17 protein-coding genes are annotated in these 26,959 nt (G+C 69.2%); 7 read left to right on the top strand and 10 right to left on the bottom strand.

Features of this window, described 5'->3' with window-relative positions:
• Nucleotides 1-487: 487 nt before the first annotated feature.
• From WQO_RS34255 to WQO_RS34285, 7 genes are all read right to left on the bottom strand, one after another.
• Nucleotides 488-973 (bottom strand): hypothetical protein, encoded by a 486-nt coding sequence (locus WQO_RS34255; protein WP_010064740.1) that lies wholly within the window; start codon nt 971-973, stop codon nt 488-490.
• Nucleotides 974-1,148: 175 nt separating this feature from the next.
• Nucleotides 1,149-3,353 (bottom strand): hypothetical protein, encoded by a 2,205-nt coding sequence (locus WQO_RS34260; protein WP_010064741.1) that lies wholly within the window; start codon nt 3,351-3,353, stop codon nt 1,149-1,151.
• Nucleotides 3,354-3,442: 89 nt separating this feature from the next.
• Nucleotides 3,443-3,667 (bottom strand): hypothetical protein, encoded by a 225-nt coding sequence (locus WQO_RS34265; protein WP_010064742.1) that lies wholly within the window; start codon nt 3,665-3,667, stop codon nt 3,443-3,445.
• Entirely contained in the window at nt 3,664-3,846 is a 183-nt protein-coding gene (locus tag WQO_RS34270) for a hypothetical protein (protein WP_010064743.1), read from the bottom strand. Before WQO_RS34270 ends, WQO_RS34265 begins: the two co-directional genes overlap by 4 nt.
• Complete coding sequence (locus tag WQO_RS34275) at nt 3,836-4,027, bottom strand: hypothetical protein (protein WP_010064744.1); 192 nt, start codon at nt 4,025-4,027, stop codon at nt 3,836-3,838. The genes WQO_RS34270 and WQO_RS34275 overlap by 11 nt, the downstream gene beginning before the upstream one ends.
• A 115-nt stretch (nt 4,028-4,142) precedes the next feature.
• Nucleotides 4,143-4,592, bottom strand: a complete 450-nt coding sequence (locus WQO_RS34280; RefSeq protein ID WP_148660143.1) for a hypothetical protein — start codon at nt 4,590-4,592, stop codon at nt 4,143-4,145.
• 182 nt (nt 4,593-4,774) lie between these two features.
• Nucleotides 4,775-5,554 carry a hypothetical protein gene (locus WQO_RS34285; RefSeq protein WP_010064746.1) on the bottom strand — a complete coding sequence of 260 codons (780 nt, stop codon included), beginning with the start codon at nt 5,552-5,554 and terminating at the stop codon, nt 4,775-4,777.
• Nucleotides 5,555-5,857: 303 nt separating this feature from the next.
• On the opposite strand from WQO_RS34285, the gene WQO_RS34290 reads away from it, so the two are divergent.
• From WQO_RS34290 to WQO_RS34320, 4 genes are all read left to right on the top strand, one after another.
• Nucleotides 5,858-6,604, top strand: coding sequence for a GntR family transcriptional regulator (locus tag WQO_RS34290; RefSeq protein WP_029182773.1), 747 nt, complete (start codon nt 5,858-5,860; stop codon nt 6,602-6,604).
• Nucleotides 6,605-7,520: 916 nt separating this feature from the next.
• Nucleotides 7,521-8,735, top strand: coding sequence for a cell wall protein (locus tag WQO_RS34295; RefSeq protein WP_148660144.1), 1,215 nt, complete (start codon nt 7,521-7,523; stop codon nt 8,733-8,735).
• Between the two features lie 2,801 nt (nt 8,736-11,536).
• Nucleotides 11,537-12,496: a restriction endonuclease gene (locus WQO_RS34310; RefSeq protein WP_050992387.1), complete on the top strand. Its 960-nt coding sequence runs from the start codon at nt 11,537-11,539 to the stop codon at nt 12,494-12,496.
• A 4,094-nt stretch (nt 12,497-16,590) separates the two neighbouring features.
• The gene (locus WQO_RS34320) at nt 16,591-18,738 is read left to right on the top strand and encodes a CRISPR-associated endonuclease Cas3'' (protein ID WP_010064751.1); all 2,148 of its coding nucleotides are present in this window, start codon (nt 16,591-16,593) and stop codon (nt 18,736-18,738) included.
• A 412-nt stretch (nt 18,739-19,150) separates the two neighbouring features.
• On the opposite strand, the gene WQO_RS36275 is transcribed toward WQO_RS34320, so the two are convergent.
• Nucleotides 19,151-19,426 (bottom strand): hypothetical protein, encoded by a 276-nt coding sequence (locus WQO_RS36275; RefSeq protein ID WP_010064752.1) that lies wholly within the window; start codon nt 19,424-19,426, stop codon nt 19,151-19,153.
• Between the two features lie 410 nt (nt 19,427-19,836).
• Between WQO_RS36275 and cas5c the strand changes: the two genes are divergently transcribed.
• From cas5c to WQO_RS34340, 3 genes are all read left to right on the top strand, one after another.
• On the top strand, nt 19,837-20,601 hold the full coding sequence (cas5c, locus tag WQO_RS34330) for a type I-C CRISPR-associated protein Cas5c (RefSeq protein WP_010064753.1): 765 nt from the start codon (nt 19,837-19,839) through the stop codon (nt 20,599-20,601).
• A gap of 3 nt (nt 20,602-20,604) precedes the next feature.
• On the top strand, nt 20,605-22,398 hold the full coding sequence (gene cas8c / locus WQO_RS34335; protein ID WP_010064754.1) for a type I-C CRISPR-associated protein Cas8c/Csd1: 1,794 nt from the start codon (nt 20,605-20,607) through the stop codon (nt 22,396-22,398).
• A gap of 166 nt (nt 22,399-22,564) precedes the next feature.
• Entirely contained in the window at nt 22,565-23,071 is a 507-nt protein-coding gene (locus WQO_RS34340; protein ID WP_058954230.1) for a hypothetical protein, read from the top strand.
• 134 nt (nt 23,072-23,205) lie between these two features.
• Here WQO_RS34340 and WQO_RS34345 read toward each other — a convergent pair whose 3' ends face one another.
• A complete protein-coding gene (locus WQO_RS34345) occupies nt 23,206-25,881 on the bottom strand; it encodes a DEAD/DEAH box helicase (protein ID WP_193407326.1) in 2,676 nt (891 codons plus the stop codon).
• A 193-nt stretch (nt 25,882-26,074) separates the two neighbouring features.
• Nucleotides 26,075-26,449 (bottom strand): hypothetical protein, encoded by a 375-nt coding sequence (locus WQO_RS36280; RefSeq protein WP_162493211.1) that lies wholly within the window; start codon nt 26,447-26,449, stop codon nt 26,075-26,077.
• Nucleotides 26,450-26,959 lie beyond the last annotated feature (510 nt).

A 26,959-nucleotide genomic window follows, 5' to 3' on the forward strand; every position in this document is an offset into this window, starting at 1 on the left:
CGGTGACGTCGTCTCCGGTAGGGAAATTGATGAGCTGGCCGGCGCGGGGCGGGGTCTGGCCGGGGGGCGGTTCGGTGTCGTCGGACACGGCTCCTTCGACCTCCAAGGGGAGTTGACAAACAGTGACGGTCTCGCGTACGCGTGTGCGCGCCTGGGCGGGTGGGCGTGTGGGCGCCTGGGCGTTGGGCCCCCCTCCAGACGGAGCCGGGGCCCGTCACGGTCTTCGTGACGGGCCCCGGGTGCAGCGGGCGGTGTTACTGGGTGTGCTTGACGTAGATCGCGTGCAGGTCGTGCGCCAGGGCCCGCAGGGCGGTGACGTCGCCGCTCTTGAGCCGCTTCCTGCCGTGCGTCTGGATCAGCATCAGCAGGAAATAGAAAGCGCCGAGGTCTCCCCCGTGTTTCTGGATGAAAGAATCCCGCTGTTCCATCAGGTAATCGCGGGAGCGCTGGGCGGAGAGTTCCGCTTTCAGAAGCGGGCGGCCAGCCATTACGCCGACCGCCTGTCGCTACGCAGGTCGTAAATCGACGCGGGCTCATCGTAGCGCACATTCCCCTGCTGGGGCACCTGCCCCGTGTTTCCCTGGGTGCTATTCAGCTGGGGCGGGTTCTTCTTCCGGGCCTTTTCCAGCGCCTTTTCCTTACGCTTCGCGTCGGCGGCGGCAACGGCCTCGTCGTGTGCGCGCCGCTGATAGGCGCTCTTTTCCAGGCCCTTGGTGACGCCCTCGACGTTTTTCAGGACGTCTTTCAGGGCCTTTTCAACGGGCCTGGCACGCATCCATGCGTCGTAGAAACGGTCGCCCTCGACGTGAGTGTGGCGGCAGTGGAGATGGATCTCGCGGGCGAGGATCTCCAGGTTGCCGCCGATGTCCAGCAGGACCCGCTGGACATCGGCGAGGTAGCGGGCGGTGGCGTCGGGGCTGGCGGCGACGTCGGCCAGCGGATTCTTCTTCTCGCGGTTCAGGGGATCGCTCATGGGATGTCTCCGAATCGGGCGGTGCTGGGGGCCGGCCTGGCAGCCGTGGCCCGCCACCAGGTCCCTCCGCGCCCCGGTCCGGCAGTCCGGAGAGGGCGGAGCGGGTCTGGGTGCGGCCATGCGCGGCCAGGACGTACAGGAGAAGGGGGGGCGCGCCGGTACGGGCGCGCCCCTGTCAGGTGAGGTACTTGTCCGCGTCCTCGGGCCGCAGCAGCCCGGCCTTCGACAGCAGCCGGATCGCGCGGTCCTGGTTGACGGAGAGCGTTGTACGGACGCGGCTGATGTTGACGAACCCGTCCGCCTCGCGCGGCAGCTCCTGTACGAGCGGGAGCAGTTCGTCGTCCGTACGGGCGCGGGTCGCCGTACCGGTACGCCCGCCGGAGTCACCCCCGGTGGTACGCGGGGGCCCGCCCGCCGTACCGGTATGGGCGGCGGGGACCGCGTCGGCCGGGCTCGTACGGGCGGTGACCGTACCGGTACGGGCCTTGCCCTCGTACGCGGCGGCGCTCGTACGACCCGGGCTACCCGTACCGGTACGCGCCGCCCCGCTCCGGGGGCCCTGTACGACGCTTGTACGGTCGCCGTACGCGCTGGTCACAGCCGCATTCCCCTCGGCGGGGCCCTCGTGGTGCGAGGTGCGCCGTACAGGCTCCGTACCAGGCGCGCCCCGGGCCGCGCGAGTAGTCGCCGTACCAGTCATCCCGCCGTACACGCCTGTACCAGCGGGGCTTGTACGGGCGTGATGCGAGGCGGTGTGGCCGTCCGTCCACGCGTCCGTACCGGTACGCCCGTCGGCACCGGCGGCTGCGGCCGTACCGGTACGGCCGTCCGTCGCGGCGGGCGTGTCCGTACCACCGTGTCCGTCCGTACCGGTGTCGTGCATGAGCGCGTGGACGCGCCAGATGACGGCCACGAAGATCAGTACGACGAACGTCGTCAGCGGCCACGGAGCCGACGCACCCTCCGGTACGAGGTGCGCCTGCTCCGAGAGGTGGTACACGACGTTGGCCGACGCCATCAGTACGAGCGCCGCCGGGATGTCCCGCTTGGCGCGGAACGCGGTGACGCAGTAGACGTCGATGCTGACGGGCAGCAGCGGCGCAACGTACTCGTTGATGCCGACCATGCGGGCCAGCTCGTACTCACCGGAGGCGGCGAGACCGACGCCGGCGGCGAGCGCAACCCACGGGGCGCCCTTCCACGCCTTCGCGCTGACGTTCTGCTGCCAGCCGTTCCAGCGGGAGCTGGCCTTCTTCGCCTCGCGGGCCTCCTCCAGCATCCGGTGAGCACGGGAGATGTCGGCCTCGGCCCGGTCGGTGATGCCCTTGGCCTTGCGCTCCGCCTCCGCGGTGATGCGGGCGGCCTCCTTCTGCGCGGCCTCCCGCAGCTGCCCGGCAACGGTCTTGGCCTCCTCGCGCAGCCGCTCGCGCTGCTTGTCGCACGCGGCCTTGAGCCCGGCGAGCTCCCCGGCCAGCGCGGTGCGCCTCTCGGCGGCCACCGTGTCGAACTGGTCGGTGAGCTCACGCAGCTTCTCGCGCAGCTCAGCCCGGGCCTGCTCCGCCTCGGTGTGCGCCGCGGCCACGTGAGCATCGGCCTCACGGCGCCGCTCATCGGCCGCCGCGACGGCACCGGTGTAGAGCTGCTCCGCCTCCGCCCGGCGGCCGTCGTACTGCTCGGCCGCGGTCCGGGCCAGCTCGGCGAACCGCTCGCGGGCCTGCTCGACCTCCCGTCGTGCCGCCGCGACCAGTTCGTCGGCCTGCTCCTGGGCGCGGGCCAGAATCGCGGACGCTTCGGTGCGGCGCTGGTCGACCAGCGCACTGATCTCGGCGAGGTCAGCCTGCGCCAGGCGTCGCAGCTCGGCGACCGCCGTCGCCGTCACCTCGCGCTCCGTGGCGGCCAGTTCGGTGATCTCGGAGACCTGGCTGCGGGCCTCGCGCACCAGCAGCTCGGCGCGGCTCTGCGCCTGAGCCAGGAGCCGGTCAGCCTCGCCGCGCGCTGCCTCCACGTCGGCCTCGGCAGCCGCGCGCTGGGCGGTGACGCTCTGGTCCGCGTTGACGAGGGTGCCCTCGGCGCGGGTCTGCGCCTCGGCCATCATCACGGTGACTTGCTCGTGCGTCTCACTGATGGTGCGCGCGGCCACACTCTCGGCCTCGGCCTGGAGCACGGCAGCCTGCTCACGAGCGGTCTCGATGATGTCAGCGGACCGGTCGCGGGCATCCGCGACCCGGGCCAGCGCCTCGTCGCGCTCCTCTGCCGAACCGGTCGCCGGGGGAACCTCCGCCGTCGGCCGAGCGTCCGGGGCCGGGGTCTTGGGGACTGAGGTCTTGCGGGCCCGGTTCGGCTTGCGCCGGGCGGGCTTCGTACGAGCGGCGGTCGCCACGATGGGGCTCCTTCAAGAGGGTCGCGCACAGGTCGGCCCCGCCGTGGAGCTGGCGGGGCCGACCTGTACGCGGCAGTGAACGGGGCGGGTCAGGCGGCCAGGCGAAGCGGGCTGGGCCGACGGAAGCAGGCCGCGGCGTGCTGCCGGGCAAAGCCGTGGTCGGCGGCGAGCGTCCAGGCGTACTCGCCGCAGCCGGTGCAGTCGCTGCTCAGGGTCCCGTCGGGGTCCGTGTAGACGAACACGGTGGCCCCGGCCTGGGTGGAAATAGCGTCTACGGCGGCAGGGGCGGCGATGGAGGTGACAGTGGCGGTCATGAGGCGCCCTTCGTACGGAGGTGGGTGAGGTAGGCGTCCTGCAGGCGGCAGATCCGCTCCCACAGCGCAGTGCCGGGCGGGCAGGCGGGCTGGGTGGGGGTGCAGGCGCCGCAGTCGTCGGCGTGGTCGGCCCAGGTGCGCCGGGCCTCCATGTAGCGGGAGTACAGGTCAGCGGGCACGGCGGCCCTTCTGTGCGGGGTGGATCGCGTGCACGGGGTGGCCTCGGTCCCACGCCCTGGCGGCCGCCGTGGAGGCGGCCGCCAGGAGCGCGAGGGTGAGCGGGTGGGCCAGGCCGTGGGCGGTAAGGGCCCGGACCGCGAGGTGCTGGGCGGTCCGGGCGGCACGTATGTGATGCGGCATCAGGTCTACTGCTTGCCGCCGCACTGGCACGGCTCGTGCACCACGGCCTGGTAGGGCTTGCCGTCAGCGCCGATGTGGTTGACGGTCACCAGGCGCGGGGGGTGTCCGCAGCTACTCATCGGGCCACCCCCGTACCGCCGCACGGGGCGCACGACTGCCAGTTCTGCCGGGAGACACCGTCGCCGCTGGTGTCGATCATCTTCCCGCCCTGCCCGTTGCAGGTGGTGCAGGTTCGGCCCGTCTGCGAGGCGGGGGCCGACGGGGCGAAGGTCAGCTGGCGGGTCATCTGCAGCACCGGCTGCCGCGTCTGGCCGGGGGCCATCTCGGCATAGGTGCGGCGGGCGTGGCGGCCGGCGGCGCGGGCGCGGCGGTCACCGTCGTCCGTCAGGCGGCGGACGACCTGGTGGACCTGGTCGGTCTCGTCGCGCTCGTAGCCGCGCTGGTTGTCCTCGTCCTCCCAGCCGCCGTACCCACCGGCGGCTGCGGGGGCGGGGCCGCTCTCGGCGCGCCGGTCGAGGACGGTCGTAGCGGCCCCTCGTGCCGGCGGGGACTGATTGAATGTCATCCTGTTCACGCGCATGGTTGCCCTCTCGATCAGGGTGATCTGCGAAGACGCACCCCCAGGGCCGTAATCCCTGGGGGTGTGCCGTTTCCGGGGCCTGTGGCCCCGGGCTGCTGTACGAGCAGCCACGGCCCCGCCCGCCCCAAGTGCTTCGGGGCGGCCGGGGCCGTGGTTGTTCGTCGGGGTCAGACCGCGATCGTCAGCGGGTCGAGCGGGACGTCGGGGCCTCGGAACTCCGAGACGGAGCCCGCGGAGCGGGCCCGGACGGAGTTGTTGGCTTCCTCGATCGCCGTACCGGCGCGCTTCGCCAGGTCTGCCTTCGAATCGGCGGTGGCTTCTGCGTGCCGGGACCACGTCCTCGCCGCCCGGCAGCGCGTGAGAAGGGCTTCGACCCGGGCCTCGCGATGGCGCTGCTGCTCGGTCCGCTCCAGCTCCTCGTACGCGGCTGCGAGACGTGCTCCGCCCACACAGCGGTAACTACCGATGCAGCGAATGCCGCTGACGTTGGACCGGCACCGTCGCAGGTGATCGCGGTACGCGGCGAGAGCCTCACTCGACGTCGTCGACATCGGGGAGATCTGCATGACCGGCTTGGCCGGAGCCGGGATCGGCTTGAAGTGCTGGCGAGCGGAGCGGCGACCGGTGGCCGTGCTGTCGGCGGTGAGCATCGCCTCGCCCCACTGCTCGATGGTGATGTCGAGCAGGACCGACTGGTTGCTGCCAGGGCAACGGGGGTGTTCCTCGCACTCGGCCGCACGGCCGGTGCAGCCGCGCGGGCAGTGCTCACGGATCTTGAGCTGCGTTTCGCCCATCAGCCTGCGCCAGGTTTCGCAGTCGGGGCAGACGATCGTCAGAATCTCGCCCTCGCGGACGTTGATGTTCTGAGGCTGGATGGTGCTGAGCAGCAGTGGCTCGCGACGGTTGTCGCGCTTGGTCCGGACGCGGCCGGGACGCTTACGGGACATCGAGTCCTCCTCGTTCGGTACTGGAGCGGTGCTGCCTTCTCCGCCCGGCAGGCCACCGGATGACCGGTGGGCCTGGCGGACAGACAGCGCAACAACGCTGTTCAGGGTGTGGAACGGGTGGAGCTATTCGGTACAGGGGGCCGCCGACCGGGGGAGCGCGGGCTCAACCCCTTGCCGCCACCCGAATGGGCAGTGGCGCCTGCTGTTTTGCGGTGCTTCGAATCAAACAATGAACCCTTCTAGAAGGGTTGTCAACCCTTCTAGAATCGGGTTCACTGAAGTCCATCAACCAAAGGAGTCGCCGTGCCTTCGCCTAAGCAGCCGCCGAAGTGGCGGCAGATCGCTGACGAGATCGCTGCGGAAATCAGAGACGGCCTCTACAGCCCCGACCAGCGGCTTCCTTCAGTGCAGGCGCAGGTCGCCGCGGGGAGAGGAGCCACCGCAACGGTTCATCGTGCGTACCAAGCACTGGAGGCGGAGGGACTGGTGCGAATGGTGCTCGGGAGCGGCACAGTCGTGCTTGGCCCGGGCGATTCGCCACACACTGTGGTCACGGGCGCAGCTCGGCTGGATCGGCTTCGCCGGACCGGGCAGCCACTCACGCCCGGCGAGACGTACACGAACGCGCAGTCGGTGATGCGATCATGCGCTGATCCAGAGATCGCAGCACTCCTCGGTATCGAGCTGTACGACGAAATCGTCATCCGCAGCCGTACCTTCATGCGAGGCGAGCGAGCAATCACCCTGGCCCTCAACTGCATCCACGTCCGCGCTCTGAACGTTCTGCCTGAACTGCTCGACGCTGGCCCCATGCCGAAGTTCCGCCATGACCTCTACGCGGAGCGCACCGGCCAGCAGCTGACAGCTGGCCCTCAGAAGAGCGCTGCCCGATTCGCTTCGACTAACGAACTCGCCGAGTTCGGTATCGACGTACCCCCGGACGCGCCCGTTCCTGTTCTCGTCCTCCGCACGGTCTACTCGGATGATGACGGTCCGCTTGAGGTGTGGGAGGACATCCTCCGCCCCGGGATGTGGCACGCCACTCCGTGAACGGGATATGGCAGACAGACGCCATAACCTCATCTCACTCTCTCGGGGTGAAACGCCGTCAGCAGGCTCGGGGGGCCGCGGTATCGACACGTTGCCCCCAAGGCCCTGCGGCATGAGCCTGCGGCGGTATGGTGGCCTCGGACGTAGATCGAAAATGCGAGTGGCCCCTGCGACCGGCTTGGCAACCGGGAGGGACCACTCGGGCCAAAGACCTTGTGGTGGGGGTCGTTTGGCCGGCCGCACACTCCTACGAACCAGGAGGTGGCGACGTGATCAGGGTACCCGTACCCGCACGCGCACACACTGCACCCCGCCGTGGGCTCAGCGACCTTGCCGGTCGCTGCTCCTTCGACGGGGTGTTCGTGCTGCCTGAATACGCCCCGGCCCGCACCTCTGTCGAGGGGGTCGGGATGGCGTAGTCCTTCTGGGGCGGCACCCGATGGGTCTGCCGCCCCGGGCCTCCGAGCCGTGAAGCGATTTGCCGTCGCCTCAGCTGGAGCGCCCTTCTGACACCGGGAAGCTTTTGCCGAGCTTCCCGAAGGGATTGCCCGTCCGGTGCCACCCGGCCGAGCGGTTCAACAAGGTTTCTCCCAGAAACCGAAGCCCTTTCAGGGGCTTCGTCGTGCCAAGAGGCGGGCCCCTTCAACACGGGAGCCATTGTGCACGACGTTTCGTGCGGCGGCCAGCTTCGGCATGCCCGCACAACCACTTCCCGCCCTGTTTTCACGCCGCGATCCGGATCCGTCGTGACGAAGGTCACTGCTGGGCGTGGTCGCTTCACCCGTTCGGGTGCTTCTACGGCCCGTGCCCGGGCGGTGCTCCGATGAGTCTCCTGGCCCCGCCGCGGAGTCGGATTCCGTCCCCGCGTACGACTGAGAGCCCAGAGGCCGCCGCCACGGTCGATCTGCTCGTCGAGATGCCGGACGAGCAATTGGTGGCGGGGGCCGACCAGGACGTGGTCCGGACGCGGTCGCGGCGCGCGGAGCCGCGGGCGTGGTTGCGCGCGGTGGTGTGGCTCGTGGCCGCCGGGCTGCATCCCGGTGCCGGGCCGTCGACCGTGTTGGTCGCCCGTGATCTCTCGTTCCGTATGGACTATCGCCGCGGCATCGTCGTCTACGGCCTGGCAGGGGTTGTCGAGCGGACCGGTCTGTCGCCGGCGACGGTCAAGCGGCACGTACGGGTGCTGCGGGAACTCGGTGCGCTGGTTTGGATGGTCCGGGGCAGCAAGCGCAACCTCGCGGCCCCGGGCGAGAAGTACATGGCGACGGCGACGATCTACGGCGCAGTGATCCCTCCGGCGTACGACGACGCGATGGGGCACCGGCTGACCGGGTCCGGGTACGAGGCCCGGTTGTGCGGCGTGACTCCGGCGGGCCGGGAGCTCGCGGTCGCTAGTGCGACGGCACGGGCCGACGCCCGGCAGGAGCAGCGTCGCGCGAGCCGCTCCGGCCAGGGTGTTCGGCGTGGTGTCCGCGCTGCCTGGCCTGTGGATAACTCGGCTGTGGACAAGGCCTGTTCAGCGGGGGGTGAGCCCCATTCTCTTGGTCGTTACCACCGAGCACCTGCAGTTGATGTTGAGAGGGGTTGTAACTACATCCCGCGCGCTCGCGCGAGCTGCCGAACAGCTCCCGTCTCCTCCGCGAAGATCAGCTTGAACAGCGACGGCTCCCGTCGTACGGCGGCTCAGACGCGGGCCGGGATCGCGGTCGTTCAGCAGGTCAGGCCCCTGGTCAACTGGACTCAGCGGGAAGGTCTCCGGCCGTTGGAGGTTGCGCTCCGGCCCCTTACGGGCGCTGGGTGGGATGCGCACATGATCGCGGCGGAGCTCCACTCCTGGATGCTGACCTGGAACCCGGCCCGGCCCGCTGCCTATATCCGGGCCCGCTTGGCGCAGCAGGCCGCCGCCGAGCACGTTGCGGCGGCGTACGAAGCGGCCGAGGGCTGGGACGAGGCAGCCGCCACCAGGGCGTTCACCGTGTCCCGGCCGGAGCTGGCGTACGACGTGATGCAGGGCCTGGCCGTAGGGATGGCCGCCTACTCCGCCCGCCAGGCAGAGCAGGGCCTCGATGACCTGACCGACGCCGACGCGGCCGCCGACATGGCCGCCTTCCTCGAAAGGGTTCCGGCATGACCGGCACCGCACCCGCGTCCGCGAGCGGCATGGACCTCGCCCGTGTCGCGCTCCGCGCCGCCCTCGCGGCCGCGAAGTCCGCACCGCGGCAGCGCCCTCGCCGTACCGGAGCGGCTCCGTCCCGCCAGGGCCGTTCCGGGGCCGGGAGCCCGTGGCCCTGGGCGCGGCCGTCAGCCAGATGATCGCCGAGCAGGGCCTGGAAACCGGCGCAGTCGGCGGGCAGGTACGGCGTACCGTGCTCAGCCAGTGGGACAACATCGCACCCGAGCTGCAGGGCAAGGTCCAGGCCGTCCGGTACGACGACGCGACCCGCACCCTGCACCTGCGTCCCTGCTCACCGGCCTACCGAACCAACTCGTTTTGCATCAGAATGAGATCTTCGCCCGCGTCAACGCAGCGGTCGGCTCGGGCACGGTGTCGTGCCTGGAGATCCTGCGGCCCGGCAATCCTCAGTATCAGGTGCCGGCGGAGAGTTCTCCGGCGTCCCTCGCGCCGCCACCGGTGGCTGGCCCAGCCCCGGGTGAGCCGCTGGTGCCCCGAGCTCGGGACCCCAGGTACCTCGAAGCCCTGGCTGCGCACCAGCAGGCGTGGTCGGGAGGGCAGGAGGCCGACCTGGTCATCCGCGCGAAGACGGAGCGGTAGATTCGCGACCGCCTCCGCGAGCCCGGGTACTTGTTCGTCGAGAGCCGCACCGAAGCTAGATGTTCGAATTCACCAGAATTGCCACCTCTAGCGGCCTCCTTTTATGAAGAGCGCTACGCTCTTTGTACTGTTCAGCCAGGGTGGCGGTCGCCCTCCAGGGTGGCCGAGGATCGCAACTCGGGATGGGCGGCCAGGTACCAGGTCATCTGCCGGTGGCGGGCGCCCTCCGGGGGCGACCGAGGATCGCAACTCCGCCCGGCAGGGCACCGGTCATCCGGCGGTCCTGTGGCGGTCGCTCTCGGGGGCGGCCAAGGATCGCAACCTCAGCGTCGCCCGGCGCGCCGACGACCGGCTGGTGGTGGCGGTCGCCCTCCGGGGTAGCCGAGGATCGCAACGTGCAACGCCTGTTCATCGCCGGCCAGCACCCCGAGTGGCGGTCGCCCTCCTGGGTGGAGGATCGCAACGTCGAGTGGAACCCGGCGAGCCGGAGTCCGGGCAGGGTGGCGGTCGCCCTCGAGGGTGGCCGAGGATCGCAACGACCTCGTGTGGCTCTCCTGCATGGCCCTCGAGTGGGTGGCGGTTGCCCTCCGGGGTGACCGAGGATCGCAACCGCGTCCCCGCCCTGCAACGGGGCCTCTCGTCGACCGAGGTGGCGTTCGCCCTCCGGGGTGGCCGAGGATCGCAACCTGATCGCCGGAGGCACTGGCTCCGGCAAGGGGGAGTGGCGGTCGCCTTCCAGGGCGACCGAGGATCGCAACCTGCCGCTCGTCGTCGGCGACTCGCAAGTGCTCGGGTGGTGGTCGCCCTCCGGGGCGGTCAAGGACTGCAACTCTCGCGTCGAGCGCGGCTATTGCCGCCTCGGACGACTGGCGGTCGCCCAATAGGGCAGCCGAGGATCGCAACGACACGATGGACGGCGACAAGTGCATGAGGCTCTACGTGGCGGTCGCCGTGAAGGCCGACCAAGGATCGCAACCGCAATGCCGCCGAGGTGGTGTCGCAGCAGGCACAGGCGCTGCTTGCCCTCCGAGGTGACCGAGGATCGCAACCGCAACCCGTGGGACCTCGGCGAGATGCGGTCCTCGTGGCGGTCGTCCTCCGGGATGACCGAGGATCGCAACGCGCCGATCCGGCACAGCTCGTCGTACGTGTCCTGGGTGGCGGTTGCCTTCCGGGGCGGCCGAGTATCGCAACATCCGCAACGACGCCCGTCCCGGCGGCGTCGTTGCTGTGTCGGTCGCCCTTCGGGACGACCGAGGATCGCAACGTCTTGGTGACCGTGGAGTAGCCGACCAGGGTGGTGGCGGTCGCCTTCCCCGGCGGCAGAGGATCGCAACTGCTTGTACCAACCGGCGGCCGTCAGCACGGCCGGGCGTGGCAGTCGCCTTCCGTGACGGCCGAGGATGACGATTACGCCCTCGTCGTCTGGATGGGCACCCACCAGCAGGTGGTGGTCGCCCTCCGCGGGATCGAGGATCGCAAGGCTCGTACGGTGTAAGCGGCTCGGGTTAGCAGGGTGGTGGCGGTCTCCCCTCTGGTCGGCCGAGGATCGCAACCTGTGGTCCGGACGCGACGTCGCCGCCTTGGGCGTGGTGGCGGTCGCCCCTCGCGTCGGTGAGCTCGGCCTCGTGGTAGTAGGACATCCAACTGCCTCCGCTGGTCGTGCACCGGTCACCTTGCTCCGGGCGGTGACCGCTTCGGCGAGGGAGACTTCCTGACGGGTCGGACAGCCGTCGTCGTCCTCGTCGACCCAGTGTTTGAAGGCATCGCGTTCATACCCGACGCGCTTCTCCTCGGCGACGGGGATCTTCCTTATGGCGTCTGCGAGGGTCAGGCCGCCCTCGTCCGGGGCTCCGCCGGGCGCGCCAGACGGTGTGGTGGTGCCGGTGGCGGAGGGATTGGGGTCGTAGGCCTCCACTGGTTCGGTGGAGCAGGCTGTCAGGGCGGCGGCGGTGAGCAGGGCGGACAGGAAGCCGATGCGGCGCAGCGAGACGAGGGCACCGCAGGATTCCGGTAAGCCGTTCACATGCCGGCTGGTGCTGCGCTGCATCGAAGATCACTTTCCTCTGCAGGGCGGCGGGGTGCCGGTTGCTGCCTGCCTGGGAGGACTTGTGTGGGAGCCTCGCAGGATTGTCAGTGGGTGTCTTTAGCCTGCTCGTATGAGTTTGTTGGAACCTTCTGCGGATGCGGTGCGGCCGTCACCGGAGGACGCGGTGCGGTGTTTGCTGGAGTCGGCACGTGAGCGGGCGACTTCGGTGGATCTGGAGGCCGCGTTCGCGTGGGTAGCGGAAGGGCGGCTCGCGGACGATCTTGTTGCTGACTGGCGTCGGCTGGGCGAGGAGGCGCAGGCGGAACTCAGTCGCTGCTGGAAGGGCCGCGGGCTGCTTGAGGACGGGACGGTCGACCAGGACACCGTGCGCTACGGGCGCTGGGCGGCGGCGAAGATTCTTAGGGACGAGCTGCACGAGTTGGTCTCCCTCGCAGGGAAGGCCGTCGAGTGGTGTGAAGAGGTACGAGAGGGCGTCATCAAGGATTTCGGCCGGCTGGTGCGGGAGCGGAGGACTGAGTTTCCTTCGACGAAGGCAGCTCCGCTGGGCGAACTGCTAGAGGAACTGCAGCGGGCCCGGGCACGCTACGTCTGCTCTCTGGAGGCCTACCGGCGAGAACTGGAAGAACTGTCCGTGGAGGAGCGACGGCGTCAGGACTTCCGGCTCAGCAGTGCCAGCACTTCCCTGGAGGAGATACGTAGGTTGTCGAGCCAAGGGTTTGAACTGCTTATTGCCCGGCTTCTGGAGCGAGATGGCTACGAGGTGCAGCGTATGCATGGGGGCGCGGGTGACAGGGGAGCGGACGTTATAGCCACTGGCGGGAACGGTGAGCGGATCGTCGTGCAGTGCAAGCTTCGCAGGGCGCCGTCGGCTGCGATCGGAGCGCCGGATGTGCAGGCTTTCAACGGGACAGCCCGCCCCGACCATGACGCCACCCACCCGATCATGGTGACGAACACACGCTTCACCGTGCACGCGGAGAAGGCAGCAGCCAGGTATGGAATCGCGTTGGTGGACAGCATGGTGCTGCGGGCGTGGGCGACGTTCGGCAAGCCCCTCGAGCTGAACTGACAAGCCGCCGGGGTTAGACGATATGGACGCCGGCGGTGTCGCCGTTCTCGTCGCGTAGGAGCACTTCTCTTCCGTCGGCCACCAGCCAGCTGGGGGAGGAGGCGTAGACCTGGACGGCCCGGTTGATGGAATCGGTTTTGGACAGGCCGGTGATCCTCATGAGTGTGGTGACCGTTTGGGCTGCCCTGGGAATGAGTGTGACGTGAACCGCCGCTGGCCGAGGATCGCAACGACACCCACGGCGTGGCCCAGGCCGAGCGGGGCGTGGTGGCGGTCGCCCTCCGGGATGGCCGAGGATCGCAACAGCCCCGACAAACGCACCGGGCTCGGCGGCTGGACGTGGCGGTCGCCCCCCTCCGGGGCGGCCGAGGATCGCAACTGCACAACCCACCGGCCGAGAAGGGCCCGGACATGGTGGCGGTCGCCCCCGGGGTGGCCGAGGATCGCAACATGGCGTACGCGCGGGCGAACGGCCCGGCGGCGGCCGGTGGCGGTCGCCCTCCGGGGTGGCCGAGGATCGCAACGGGATGGGCAAGGCCGTGGCCGAGGTGATCAGCTGAGTGGCGGTCGCCCTCCGGGGCGGCCGAGAATCGCAACTTCATCGAGTACGCCGAGGGCGAGGCGGACAGCGTGGTGGCGGTCGCCCGTCGCGGCGACCGAGGATCGCAACGCCTTCCCCGGCCAGTTCTCCGCCGTGGAGGAGCTGTGGCGGTCGCCCCCGCGGGTGACCGAGGATCGCAACGAGGGCCTGTGCGAGGAAGACGAGGACCCCGAGGAGTGGCGGTCGCCCCCGCAGGTGACCGAGAATCGCTGCCGAGGTGCCGCCGCTGGTGGCCCAGGCGTGGCAGTCGCCCTCCGAGGTAACCGAGAATCGCAACACCGAGCCGGTCGAGTTGCCCGAGGGCTGGCTGCAGGTGGCGATCGCCTTCCGGGGCGGCCGAGACTAGCAACTCGTCCATGCGGGCGAGTCCGACGTTCGGAGCCAGGTGTGGCGGTCGTCATCGAAGGCGGCCGAGGATCGCAACCCCGAGGGAATCGAGACGGTCACACTGACCGGGCAGGTGGCGGTAGCCCTCCAGGGAGGCCGAGGATCGCAACCTGGGGTTGTGGCGGACGCTCTCCGGGGCGGCCGAGGATCGCAACGAAACGGTGGGTGCCTGCCCCCCGGCGCAGATCAAGTGGCGGTCGCCCTCCGGGGTGGCCGAGGATCGCAGCCTCCTCCTTGTTCGTCACCAGGACGGGGGCAGCACGTGGCGGTCGCCCTCCGAGGTGGCCGAGGATCGCAACGATGACGGGACGTACCGGTGGGGGATCGGGGGTGGCAGTGGCGGTCGCCCTCCGGGTGGCCGAGGATCGCAACCTGATCGCCTGAGGCACTGGCTCCGGCAAGGGGGAGTGGTGATCGCCTTCCAGGGCCACCGAGGATCGCAACTTCTCGACCCGGGTGGCTGCGGGGGCATCCGCAGATTGCAACCTCCGGGTGCCGCCCGGGCATCGTGGTGCACCACGTGGCGCGGCCCTTCGGGGTGACCGAGGATCGTAACCTTGTCGAGCGTCATGGGGATTTTGGGGAGCGCGGGTGGCGGTCACCCTCCGGGGCGGCCAAGGATCGCAACGTCTCCAGGACCGCGTACGCCGCCATGCGCCTGGTCGTGGCGGTTACCCTTCAAGGCGACTCCGGATCGCAATACCACCGGCACCGGGTCCGCTCAGCTGGAGGGGGTCGTGGCGGTCGCCCTCCGGGGTGGCCGAGGATCGCAACACCGCTCCCGAGGGTGACGAGGCGGCCATGCAGGGCGTGGCGGTCGCCCTCCAGGGCGACCGAGGATCGCAACCACCCCATGTAAACGCCGATCGGCGGCGTGGCGGTCGCTCTCCGGGTCGACCGAGGGTCGCAACAACGACGCCGTGATCAACGGTGACACGGCGGTCGACGTGGCGGTCGCCCTCAGGGGCGGCCGAGGGTCGCAACCTGGAACCCAAGGGCAACGACGCCGTCGTCCCGCTGTGGCGGTTGCCCTCCGGGGTGGCCGAGGATCGCAACGTCCGCAACGACGCCCGTCCCGGCGGCGTCGTTGCTGTGGCGGTCGCCCTCCGGGGTGGCCGAGGATCGCAACCACATGCGGATGTTCATCGAGGGCCAGAAGTGCGCGGTGGCGGTCGCCCTCCGGGGTGGCCAAGGATCGCAACTTTCGATGCCGTCCGTAGGGACACCCCCCCGCATCGGCGTGGCGGTCGCCTTCCGGGGTGGCCGAGGATCGCAACGACTCCCGCATCCTGGCCCGCTTCAACTGGACGGATGTGGCGGTCGCCCTCCGGGGTGGCCGAGGATCGCAACCAGTCCATCGCGCACGGCCGGGACCGGGCCGCCGTCGTGGCGGTCGCCCTCCGGGTGGCCGAGGATCGCAACCCTCCACCAACGCGAGTGGCAGGTACGACGTCGCGTGGCGGTCGCCCTCCGGGGTGGCCGAGGATCGCAACCTCGGCGAGCAGGCCGCCGCGCAACTCGCCCCGCAGTGGCGGTCGCCCTCCGGGGTGGCCGAGGATCGCAACGGCGAAGGCGCGGACGCCGGCTGGGTCAGCATCAAGTGGCGGTCGCCCTCCGGGGTGGCCGAGCACCACAACGCGTTCGCGGTAACCAGACGCACGCCGACCAGTTGGTGGCGGCCGTCCTCCAGGGGGACCGAGGATCGCAACCGATATCGGAGTCCCGGCTCCGGGGCGAAGTACCCGTGGCGGTCGCTCTCCGGGGCGGCCGAGGAATCGCAACCTGTACGCCGACGGAGGGGACGGAGGCGGTTTCGGATGTGGCGGTCGCCCTCGGGGGGACCGAGGATCGCAACTCCATGACGCAGTTCCGGGCCGACGTTCGCGCCCAGGTGGCGGTCGCTCTCCGGGGCAACCGAGGATCGCAACGACGTAGGTCTGGCCGTGGGCCTCAGGCACGGGGTGGCGGTCGCCCTCCGGGGCGGCCGAGGATCGTAACGGGCTCCTCATGCGGCAGGTGCACGGCCTGGTGGCCGGTGGCGGTCGCCCTCCAGGGTGGCCGAGGATCGCAACGCCAGCTGGACCGAGATCGAGCGAGAGGGATACCGCGTGGCGGTCGCCCTCCGCGGTGGCCGAGCATCGCAACATCAACACGCGGATGGTCGAGGGCGTCAAGTACAGCGAGTGTCGGTCGCCTTCCAGGGCGACCGTGGATCGCAACGACTACTGCGTCGAGGCCGACTGGCTGACTCCGGTGTGGCGGTTACCCTTCAAGGCGACTCCGGATCGCAACACCACCGGCACCGGGTCCGCGCAGCTGGAGGGAGTCGTGGCGGTCGCCCTCCAGGGCGGCCGAGGATCGCAGCATCGAGCACACCCAGCTGTGCCCCCCGTGCCGGAAGGTGACGGTCACCCTCCAGGGCGACCGAGGATCGCAACTCCGCGTACCAGGGGCGCAGGCCGATCTGGACGACGTGGCGGTCGCCCTTCAGGGCGGCCGAGGATCGCAACAGCCGCCGCCTGTACCGAGGCTAGGACGGGACGCGGTGTGGCGGTTGCCCTGCCGGGCGGCCGAGGATGGCAACGACAAGAAGGTCCCGGGGGCGTGGCTCGTCGACCTGGTGGCGGTCGCCCTTCGGGACGACCGAGGGTCGCAACATTCCGATCGTGCACGTACTGAGTACCGTGCCGCCGGGTGACGGTCGCTCTCCGGGGTGACCGAGGATCGCAACAACGTCCGGGAAGCCGACATCAGCGAGACGACGAAGTGGCGGTCGACCTCCGGAGCGGCCGAGGATCGCAACGCGTTCAAGCTCGACGACGTCGACAGGGCGCAGGTCGTGGCGGTCGCTCTCCGGAGCAGCCAAGGATTGCAACGTCCCGTCCTTGTACGTGGACAGCGCTGCGGGTGGTGGTCGCGTTACGGGACGACCGCGAATCGCAACGGCTGTGTCAGTGGCCAATCTTAGGGTGTGTCGGTTCCAGGGAGGTTGGTGATTCGGCGGTCAGGAGGTCGGGTGTCAGAGCGTGGGTTGTTCGCCCATAGTCGTAGTCCGCGGTCGGGGTGTCGGCATCGGCTCGAGGATCATCTGCGTGGCTCGGCTGCTTTGGCCAGGGTCTTTGCCGAGCGTTTTGGTGCTGAGGATGTGGCCGGGTACCTGGCGTTGGTGCATGACGTGGGGAAGGGGTGTTGTGCCTGGCAGGATCGCTTGATCTTTCATGCTGAGCCGACGGGTAAGCCGGTGGGGATCCCGCATAAGGAAGCCGGCACGGTGCTTGCTGCGCGGACGGTGGGGCGTCAGCTCGCTGCTGTGGTGCAGGGGCATCATGGAGGGCTGCCGGATCAGGACAAGATCAAGGATCTTCTGGCCGAGCTCCGGGGGAGCGGTGTGGAGGCGGACCGTGCTCGGGAGGCGACCGAGGCTGTGGCCCGGGTGGTGCCGGAGATCCTTCGGGAAGGCCGCATTCCACCGCCGGCCTGGCTTGCGGGACTCGAATCGCCGCAGAGGCAGGCACTGGCACTGGATGTGTTCACACGCATGGTGTTCAGCTGTGTGGTCGATGCGGACTATCTCGATACCGAGGCCCACTTCGCCGGCAGGGAGCCACGGACCGGCGCGCGTGCGGACATGGGGATGCTGCTGAAGCGCTTCGAGCAGCGCAGGCTACGGCTGCTTGCCCGGCGTACGGCTTCGCCGGTGGATGAGCTGCGTGAGCGGGTGTACGCGCAGGCGTTGGCGGCGGCCGCGGGCGCGCCGGGTATGTATGTGCTGCATGTGCCGACGGGTGGGGCGAAGACGATCGCTGCGGGCGGGTTCGCGCTGCGGCATGCGGTTGAGCATGGTCTGGGCCGGGTGGTGTTCGCGGTTCCGTACATCAGCATTACGCAGCAGAACGCCGAGGTGTACCGGGAACTCCTCGACCCCGCCCCGGACAGCGGCGAGCAGCCTGTCGTGCTGGAGCACCACAGTTCGGTGGAGCTGGAGGAAGAGGACGGAGCGGGGGCCTGGGCGCGTATGGCGGCGGAGAACTGGGCTGCGCCTGTGGTGGTCACGACGACGGTGCAGCTGTTCCAGTCGTTGTTCGCGCGCAAACCCTCCGTGATGCGCAAACTGCACCGGCTGGCGGGCTCGGTGATCGTGCTGGACGAGGTGCAGGCTCTTCCCGACCGGCTGCTGATCCCGATCCTGAGTGTGCTGCGCGACCTGGTGGAGCATTTCGGGGCTTCGGTGGTGCTGACGTCTGCGACCCAGCCTTCCTTCTGGTCTCTCGCGCAGCTGGACGGGCTGCCGCGGCGCAGCATGATTGAGGACGTGACCGGGCTGTTCGAAGAGCTGCGGCGGGTGGAGTACGACTGGCGGCTGGGGCCTGATGTCACGTGGGAGTCGATCGCACAGGAGATCGCGTCCGAAGGCGGCGAGCAGGTTTTGACGATCGTGAATACCACACGGGACTCGGCGCGTTTGCACCGCCTCTTGAACAGTACGGAGGGCGAGGCGCGGGTGACGGCGCCGGTGTGGCACTTGTCGACGAGGATGACGGCCGAGCACCGGCGCGAAGTGATCGAGCACGTGCGTGGCGAGCTCACGGTCGGCCGCCCTGTGCATGTGGTGTCCACGTCGCTGATTGAGGCAGGTGTGGATGTGGACTTCCCGCGGGTGTACCGGGCGTGGGCGCCGGCCGAAGCTCTGCAGCAGGCGGCGGGCCGCTGCAACAGGGACGGCCGGTTGGGCAGGGGGAGGGTGGTGGTGTTCCGGCCGGTGGACGGCGGCGTGCCGAAGGACTTGTCGTACACGGCGGCTCTGGAGGCGACCGCGGAGTTCTTCGGGCCTGGTGGCGCTTCGGCTCCGGATGATCTGGAGGCCCTGGAGTGGTACTACGAGAAGCGCTGGGCGCTGCAGGGCACTGACGGCCGGTCGATGGGTGAGGGAATCCAGCAACTGCGCCGGGTCTGGGACTTTCCCGCCGTCGCGGAGGCGTTCCAGATGGTCGACAACAAGTATGCGCAGTCCGTTGTCGTGATCCGTGCGGAGAAGGCCGACGAGGAGCGCGATGCCATCGAGTCGGACATCGCCCTCCTGCGCTCTTCCTACCCGGTAGGTCCGGAGCCGTTGCGTCGCTTGCAGCCGCACATGGCGACCTTGCCGCGGCATGAGGTCGCCATGGCACTGCAGGCGGGTTTAGCGAAGCCGGTGATCGGTGACCTCGTCGTGTGGCGGGGGTACTACGACCCGGTGCGCGGTCTAAGCGGATGATCCCGACGACCGAGGCGGCTACGTCCTTTGACGGCAGGGCCGGCTCGGTTCCGAGTCGGTGGATGAGATGCCGAGACGTCTGTGAGCAGCGGCTTTTCCGGTTCCGGGGTGCAATGTCAGTGCCTCCACCTGCAGTGCGGAATCGCTAGGGGGCAGAGCGTGACCCGATGGCCCGTTGGTTCCGCATGCCCTCGTCGGGCCCGTCGCCTGACGGGAGGTAGTCCTCAGCTCAAGAGCCAGGGCCGTTGCGTGAGCCGATCTTGTCCGGGTTCGTCAGGTGAGGCCGAAGTCGGTCAGGGGGCGGCGGTAGCCGCGGGCGGCACGGCAGAGGGCGGCGTCGGGCGTTCGGCGCTTTGGTCCGTCCGGGCCGGCCTTCTGGGTGGCCAGTTGCCCACGGGTGGTGCGGGTGGGGTTACCAGGGCGGTGCTGTGGGGTCGGCTGCCCGGCTCGGACAGGGCCCGTGCAGGGGTCGGGCTGAGCCGCCGGAGGGGCCGTGTGTCAGTTCGTCGAGGGGTTGATGGTGAGGGTGGCCGTTGTTCGTCAGGTCGAGGTCGAAAATGCGGACGGCGGGTTCGTAGGCGTCGTTGTAGATGGCGGCGCGGGCGGTGGTGTTCGGGATGTGTTTGGTCAAGGTGGTGGGCCAGGGTGGCGGCATGACGACCTGGTTCGCCTCGTTCGCCGAGGTCACTTGGCCCGCGAACTGCCGCCCAGAGAACGAGACCACCGCCGTCTGCACGGGGGAGTCGTGCCGGACCCGAAGGCCGGAGGCCCCATTGCGGAGCTACGAAAAAGGTAACGGGGGCTTGCCATCGGTCGACGTACCGGTGGTCCTCGCCATCGTCGTCGCGTTGTTGATCTTGAGGGTTGAGTCGCGCTTCCGGGTTAGGTGGGTTCCCGTTCGCCTGCTAGCGCGTCGGAACCTGCTCCACCTGGGGATTTCCACGTTTCTGGGTGCATTGTCAGTGCCTGCACCTACAGTGCGGAGCCAGTAGAGGGCAGAGAGTGACTGGCTGCTCTCCTGGTTCCGCGCGCCTTCGCCGGGTTCGTCCACTGGACGGGCGCGGCGGGGGCGAGCTGTCAGGGATGGGGCGAGAGGCGATGACGATGACGGTGCCTGCTGTGCGGCGGGAGGCCCGCGGCAATGATGGCTGGGCTTTTCCGGATCTGGTGGTGGAGGTGTGGGGGGACGCGGCGTGTTTCACGCGGCCGGAGCTGAAGGCCGAGCGCGTCAGCTACCAGGTGATGACGCCGTCGGCGGCACGTGGCGTGCTGGAGGCGATCTTCTGGAAGCCACAGTTCCGTTACGTGGTGAGGAGGATCGAGGTTCTGCGGCCGGTCAGCTGGCTGCGGGTGCGCCGCAACGAGGTGAAGTCGATGATCAGTTCTCAGGACGTGAAGCGTCTGCAGGGCGACCGGCGCCACCGGTACGACGTGGAGAGCGACCGTGACCAGCGCAGCACGCTGGCGCTGAGGGACGTCCGGTACCGCATCCACGCGCAGATCGTGGTTGCTCCAGAAGCTCTGGCCGGGTCGGCGAAGTACCCGCCGGCGTCTGAGGAGAAGTACCGCGAGCAGCTGCGTCGCCGGGTCGAGCGCGGTGCGTGCTTCTCGCAGCCGTTTCTGGGCTGCAAGGAGTTTGCCGCTTCGTTCGGGAAGGCGGACCCCCAGGAGCCGCCGGTGCGATTCAGCGAAGAGCTCGGGGTGATGCTGCACTCCATCGAATACGGCGAGGACGGAGAGAGCTACCGGTGGTTTCGCGCATCGGTCGTGGACGGTGTGCTCGAGGTTCCGCGGGAGCCGTTGCCGGGCGACGCGGTGATGATGCCGTCGGCTCCCCGGCGCGCCACCGGGCCGGGGGCCTGACCTGTGCTGCTGCAGCGTCTGACCGAGTACGGGGACCGGATCGCCGACGATCTTCCTGCCGAGTTCTACCGGGAGAAGCAGGTCCACTGGGTGCTGGATATCGCGCCGGACGGCCTGAGCGCGAAACTGATCAGCAGAAAGGTGCCGGGGCGTCAGCGCGATCAGGTGCTGAGCATGGCGGTGCCGTATGTGCAGCGGTCCGGTACGAAGGTCCCTCCCTACCTTCTGGTGGACACCGCGGAGTTCGTACTTGGCGTGCCCAAGAGGGCGAAGAACGGCAGCGTCACGGAAGGGGACAGGGCCGAAGCTCTGCGGCGGAACGACGCCTACCGCGCTCTGGTGCTGCAGTGGGCGCGAGAGGTGATGGACGAGCCGGCCGCTCGGGCCGCTGAGGCGTTCTTCACCAGTGGGTGGCAGGCACTCAGTGTCCCGCAGGAGGTGGAGGCCAAGGACACGGTCGCCCTCATGGTGGGGACCTCCTGGCTGCACGACCTGGGCTCTGTGCAGCGGCTGTGGGCGCAGGAGGTGCGGTCCCGTAAGGGAGGTGCCACGGAGCGTACGGGGTTGTGCCTGGTGTGCGGGGAATGCCGGCCTCTGCTCGCGACGATTCCGGAGCCGGTGAAGAAGGGGGCTGTGCCGACGGCCGCCAGCAGCAACGAGGGCCAGCTCATCAGCATCAACGCCGCGGCCCAGGGGCGTCAGGGCCTTACCCAGCTGGTGAACACCCCGGTGTGCCACCAGTGCGGGGGCCGGGCGATGGCGGTGCTCAATCACCTGCTCGCATCGGACCGCCACCGTCGGCGATTCCGGGACGACGGGGTGCTGCTCTGGTGGACACGGCAGACTGCGCCCGACTCCGCACTGGCCATGTTCTTCGACGACCGGCCGGAAGCCGCCGACGTTCAGCACCTCATCGACTCGATGGACAAGCCCGCCGGGCCTGCCGCTGCGTTGCGGGTTGACGCGGACGCCTTCTACGGCCTGTCCCTCGGACTGAACAACGCCCGTCTCGTCGTCCGGGACTGGATCGACGTTCCTGTTCAGGAGGCGAAGAAGAACATCGCCGCCTGGTATTCCGACCACGGAGTCCGGGACGGATGGACCGGGCAGACCCGGTACGTCCCGCTGTGGCTCCTCGCCCTGTCCTGCGGCCGCTGGCAAGGCGAACGCTACGCACCCGACAGCGCCCCCCGGGGTCTGGAGGCCGAACTGCTCCACAGCGCCCTGCACGGTCTGCGTCCGCCCGACCGGGCACTTGCTCTTCTGCTTCAGCGTGTCCACGCCGACCGCCGGGTCGACGTGCCGCGCCTGGCGCTGCTGCGCCTGCTCCTCAACCGTTCCCCCGACCCTCAGGACCATCTAATGCCCCAGCTCGACAAGGACAGCACCGATCCCGCGTACGTCTGCGGCCGGATCTTCGCCGTGCTTGAGTCCGTGCAGGAAACAGCTCTTCCGGACATCAACACCACACTGCGCGACAAGTACTTCAGTACTGCAGTGTCCGCACCCAGCCTCACCCTGCGCCGCCTGTTCGCTGACTCCACGGCCCACTTCAAGAGGCTGAACCGTGACAAGCCCGGAGCCGGCCGTGCGCTGGAGAGCCGGCTTCTCGAGCTCTACAGCAAGGTCAGCGACGACCTTCCCGGTCACCTTTCCGACGTCCAGCAGGGCCGCTTCATCATCGGCTACGCCCACCAGCGCCACGAGGACCTGGCGCAGAAGCGGGCAGCCGCAGACCGCAAGAAGGCTGCCGTGCCCGCCCAGGCCGCGCCTACCCCGGACCCCGTTTCCGCCTGAACCGGCGGTACCCCCAAACTCACTGAACGCTGAACAAGGAGCTTCTCCCATGACCGCTGCCCACCTGGATCCCACCCAATAGGATCCGAAGAGCGCGGCTCCGTTGTGGCTGAGCTGGAGATTTATCCCGTAGGAGCCTTCGGTGCTTGGCTCGCATACTGGTCTGATGAGTTCGATCTCCGCACACCATCGGTTCCGGGACCCGCGCAGCACGAAGTACGACTTTCTCGCATCGGTCGTCGTGTGCTGTCCCGGCTGCGAGAAGGTCGCGCACGTCGTGGCAGGTCCGGAGTCGGCCGGGGTGCGCGATCCGGACCTCTTCGCACCAAGGCGTCTCGTCTGTCGGAATTGCGGGACGGCGAAGGAATGGAGCCGTGGGGGTGTGGCCTTGCACCGGGATCGGGACGAGCCGGCCACGGACCCATACTTCGGCGTCCGTCTGTGGCTGCAGACCGAGACCCGGCACGGGTGGGTATGGGCCTACAACCTGGAACACCTGGACCTGCTCAGGCGGTTCGTTCAGGCGCCGCTGCGTGAAGGGATCCCCTGGCACGACCACGGCCGGAAGATGACCGTGGTGGCCCGCCTGCCCGCATGGATGCAGCAGGCCAAGAACCGCGACAAGGTGCTGCGGGCCATCGCCCGCATCCACGCCTCACTGCGCCACGCCTGATCCGGCTTCCTCAGAGAACACCGCGTCCCGCGCACGCATCACCGCCCTCGAAGAAGACCTGATTGCTGCCCGGACCAGCCTGCGCCGGATGATCCGCACCGAGAACACGGCTCGCTGAACGTCACCCGCGGCGGTTATGCCCATTCGATGCCGAGCTCCCGGAGGGCGTTGAGCTGTTCCTGGGTGAGTTTGTCGCGGCGGGTTTTCGTGTTGGAGATCCATACGCCGAGCTTGACGACCACTTGCTCAGTCTCGCCGTCGATCGAGATCTCCTCGGCGTGACCCCTCGGCACAGGCCGTTGGCCTTCCCGTTCGATCCACTGTGTGAGGGCTGTGAGGCCGCGTTGGAAGGCTTGCTGTGCCTTGCTCGGGCCCTTCTTCGTCGCACGCGCGCCGACCGGGGCGGGAGGCGGGGCCTGGGCAGGTTCCACGCCCAGCTTCGACAGCCGTTCCTGCTGATCGGTCGACAGCTGCGCCCACGTGCCTGGGTTCTTCTGCCGCTTGAGCCATCGTCCGATGTCGTCGCCGTCGAAGGTGACGCCGGGGACGATGTGGGGCAGGTGTCCGTCGGCGTCGACCAGGTCCGCGAGTACGCGGTGGTGGCGTTGCCAGTCGAGTGGCCAGGGGCAGTTCCAGTCCGGGTCGATCTCCGCCAGCTGCTCCGCGCGCGCAGTGGCCCGCTCCGCATCCTTCCCGAGCCCGCCCTTGCGGCGGAGGTTGGCGAGGAGCTGTCCGACAGCTAGCTGCTCCCCGTCTGCCGCGCCTTCGCCCCAGAGGGCGTCTTGTCGGGGTGCGAGGTGCCCGTGTGCCTGGTGGTAGGAGCGGAGTGCGGCGAGCTTTTTCTCCCATGCTTCGTCGCCGGGTTCCCACACCATCCCGGCGTCGTCGAGGAGGTCTTTGCGGTGAGGATCGAGCTCTCCGGCCCGCAATGATTTCCGCTGCTGGTGCACCCATCGCCCCAGCGGAAACGCCTTCGTCGTGCCGGCCTTGGTCTCGACGTCATAAGGCACGGCATACAGGCCGGTGATCCCGTTCTCGGCACGCCACCGGACCAAGGCCTGGTAGCCCTCCAGCCAGACGAAGGACTGGGGGCGGATGACGCGGCAGCGGGTGAGGGCGGCGATGTCGGCGGCGTCGCGGGGGGAGGCGAAGTTGACCACGATGGAGGTGACCCGGTCGACCTCCTGCTGCGCCTCGCCGGCCTCCGCGGGCATGTCCCCGTCCTCCGGACCGGCCGCGGTGGCGGGGGAGGGGTGGACGTGGATGCGCCGCCGTACAGCGCTGCCGCGAGTGAGGGCGTTGGAGGCGAGCTGGTCGACCATGCGTTCGGAGTGCGAGCGCAGGGCCTGGAGGATGTCGACCAGGGGCTGGTAGCTGGCCGAGGCGACCATGTCTTTCGGGTCCTCCCCGGGCTGGAGGAAGACGGGGATGATGATCCGCGCAGTCTTCACACTGCGGTCGGGATTCGGGCGCAGGGCGCGTCCGATGTTCTGGACGATGTCGACCTGGGAGCTGCGTGAGCCGACGATGCACACGGCCTCGACCCCGCGCAGTCCGGTGATGTCGACCCCGACTCCGAGGGCGCGTACCGAGGAGAGGAACGCCCGGTGCACCCGCCGGCTGTCGGCGTCGATGCCGTTGGCGAACTGGTGGATTACTTCACGCCGGTGCGCGATGGGATGGTCCCCGCACAGCCAGTCCGCCCACACCCGCTCCGGCGGCACGTGACGGCCTTCCTCGAGCTCGTACAGCTCTGCGTCGATCGACGACGCGGGTAGCTCCGCGGCCTCGGCCAGCGCCGCCGCGGAGGCCTCAGAGGCGTACAGCTCGGCGGCGGTCGCCGGCATCTGCTCGGCGAACGCTGCGGCTTCCTCGACCCGCTGGTGGAACACCATGGTGGTGTGCAGATTCCGCTGCGTCGCATGCTCCAGCAGCGCCGCCTGCAACAAAGCCATACGCCGGCCGCGCAGCGCCTCCTCCGACAGCCCTAGAATCGGGTCGGGGTCGCGGATTTCCAGCACGTCGATTTCGAACCCCGCGAGGATCGAGCGTTCCACCGCCTCCGCCAGACCGAGATCGAAAATCCGGGTGCCGTAGGTGCGGGAGTCGTCCTCCATCGACGCGATCACCACCTCCCGCCCGTCCCGCCCGCGCTGCGGCCGGGGCGCGGCGAGGATCCGCGGCGTAGCGGTCAGGTAGAGCCGGAAGCCGACAGGGATCCGGCTGTTGTCATGGATCGCCGCCCACGGCCGCCCCAAATCCCCGGCCGTCATGTGCCCCTCATCCAGAATGGCCAGGTCAAACGGAGCCATCCGCTGCCCGTACAACCGATCCCCGCCCGCCAGAGCCGACTCCAACGGCCCAGGAACAGTCCCACGACCAGAGACATCGACCGGGTCCTCACGGTCCACGAGAGAGGCGTACGTAGCGAACACGACCACCGGCCCGGTCCCGGCCCACAGGGCGAGCTGGATCGGATTGGTCGTGGTGCGCACCCCGAGCTGCTCCAGGACCTCGTCCCTGTCCACCGAGCAGACCGCGACCATCGGCGCACTGTGCCCGACCCGCCGCCAGGACTGGGCACTCTGCACGATCAGGTCCAGCGTGGGCACCATCACCAGAATCCGCCCGCCCGGGAAGTACTCCAGAGCGCACGCAGCGGTGGTGATCGTCTTACCGGACCCGGTCGCGGACACCCCCATGGCACGCGCCCCCTCCGGAGGCACAAAAGATCTTGCAGGAAATCCAACCCAGTCACGAAAGCGCAATTTCTGGTCGACCTGGTGTTCCTTGAGCGGAACCAAAAGCATTTCCAAGCCCTCCCCGATTCCTATTCCTGTGGTCCTTCGATGGCCGCGTGCGGAATGCAGGCCGCACCCGAGCCGTTCCAGATCCACGCACCCGCCCTGTGCCAGCCGGGCTTTCCGTCCTTGAAGGGCGGTCGGCCGTCCGGGTCGTAGCGCCCGACACCGAGCATGCAGAGGATCCAGTCCTCGTCGCTGTTCACCCTCCGCGCCGCACACAGACCGCCGACCACGCCCAGCACCTCCCACCCGGAGCCGCGCCATGATGCACGGATAGGCGCGCGGCAGCACGGACTCCCGGACGAACCCCACCGGCCGCCGCACCGTGGCCATCCCCGGCCCGCGATACCTCCAGGGCCTCGCTCACCGCCATCACGCCTTCGTCCCAGCCGTCCGCGAACAGCACACCCCGAGGAGCCGGCGCCATGCCGCCCAGCTCCACCACCTCGCCCTGCGCCCCCGCGACCGCCCCGGCCTCCAGGTCGTCCGCCTCGCTCGCGGGCACGCCCTGCGCCTCCAGGAGCGCGAACAGTCTCAACCGGGCGTTCACACCCGCCGTCTGGTACTGCGTCACCCGGCGCATCGAATCGCTGCTCAGCGCGGGATCTGGTCCGGTAGATTCGCGGTGACCGGCCATCTGGCCATCCTCTCGGAACTTGGGATATTCCCGAGCGACTGCCAGGTATCCCATATTTCCGCCAACGGTACATGCTGCATCTATCTGAGGCAGCCACTGCACTAGAACCCGACACGAACGAGGGACCCCCCACCCCTCGTAGCTAGCCCGGCCCGCGGCAGCGGGCCCAACGGTTCTGGAGGCGCAGCCGGAAGGACCGTTGGGCGAGGGAGCGCAGCGGACTCGCCCCAAGCAGGCGAAGCGAAGCGAAGGCCTGCTAAGCGCAGGCGAAGCCTGCGCCGGTCCGGGAGCGCAGCGGATGGACCGTCACCTCCGAAGCGCAGCACAGGAGGTGCGTGACCCGCGCAGCGGGTCACCAGCGCTTCCGCGGAGCGGAAGCGCAACCACCGCGCGCAGCGCGGTGGTTCGCTTGCACATCGCGCAGCGATGTGGTACCCGCTCCGCGGG

The sequence above is a fragment of the Streptomyces globisporus C-1027 genome (assembly GCF_000261345.2).
Taxonomy (GTDB): domain Bacteria; phylum Actinomycetota; class Actinomycetes; order Streptomycetales; family Streptomycetaceae; genus Streptomyces; species Streptomyces pakalii.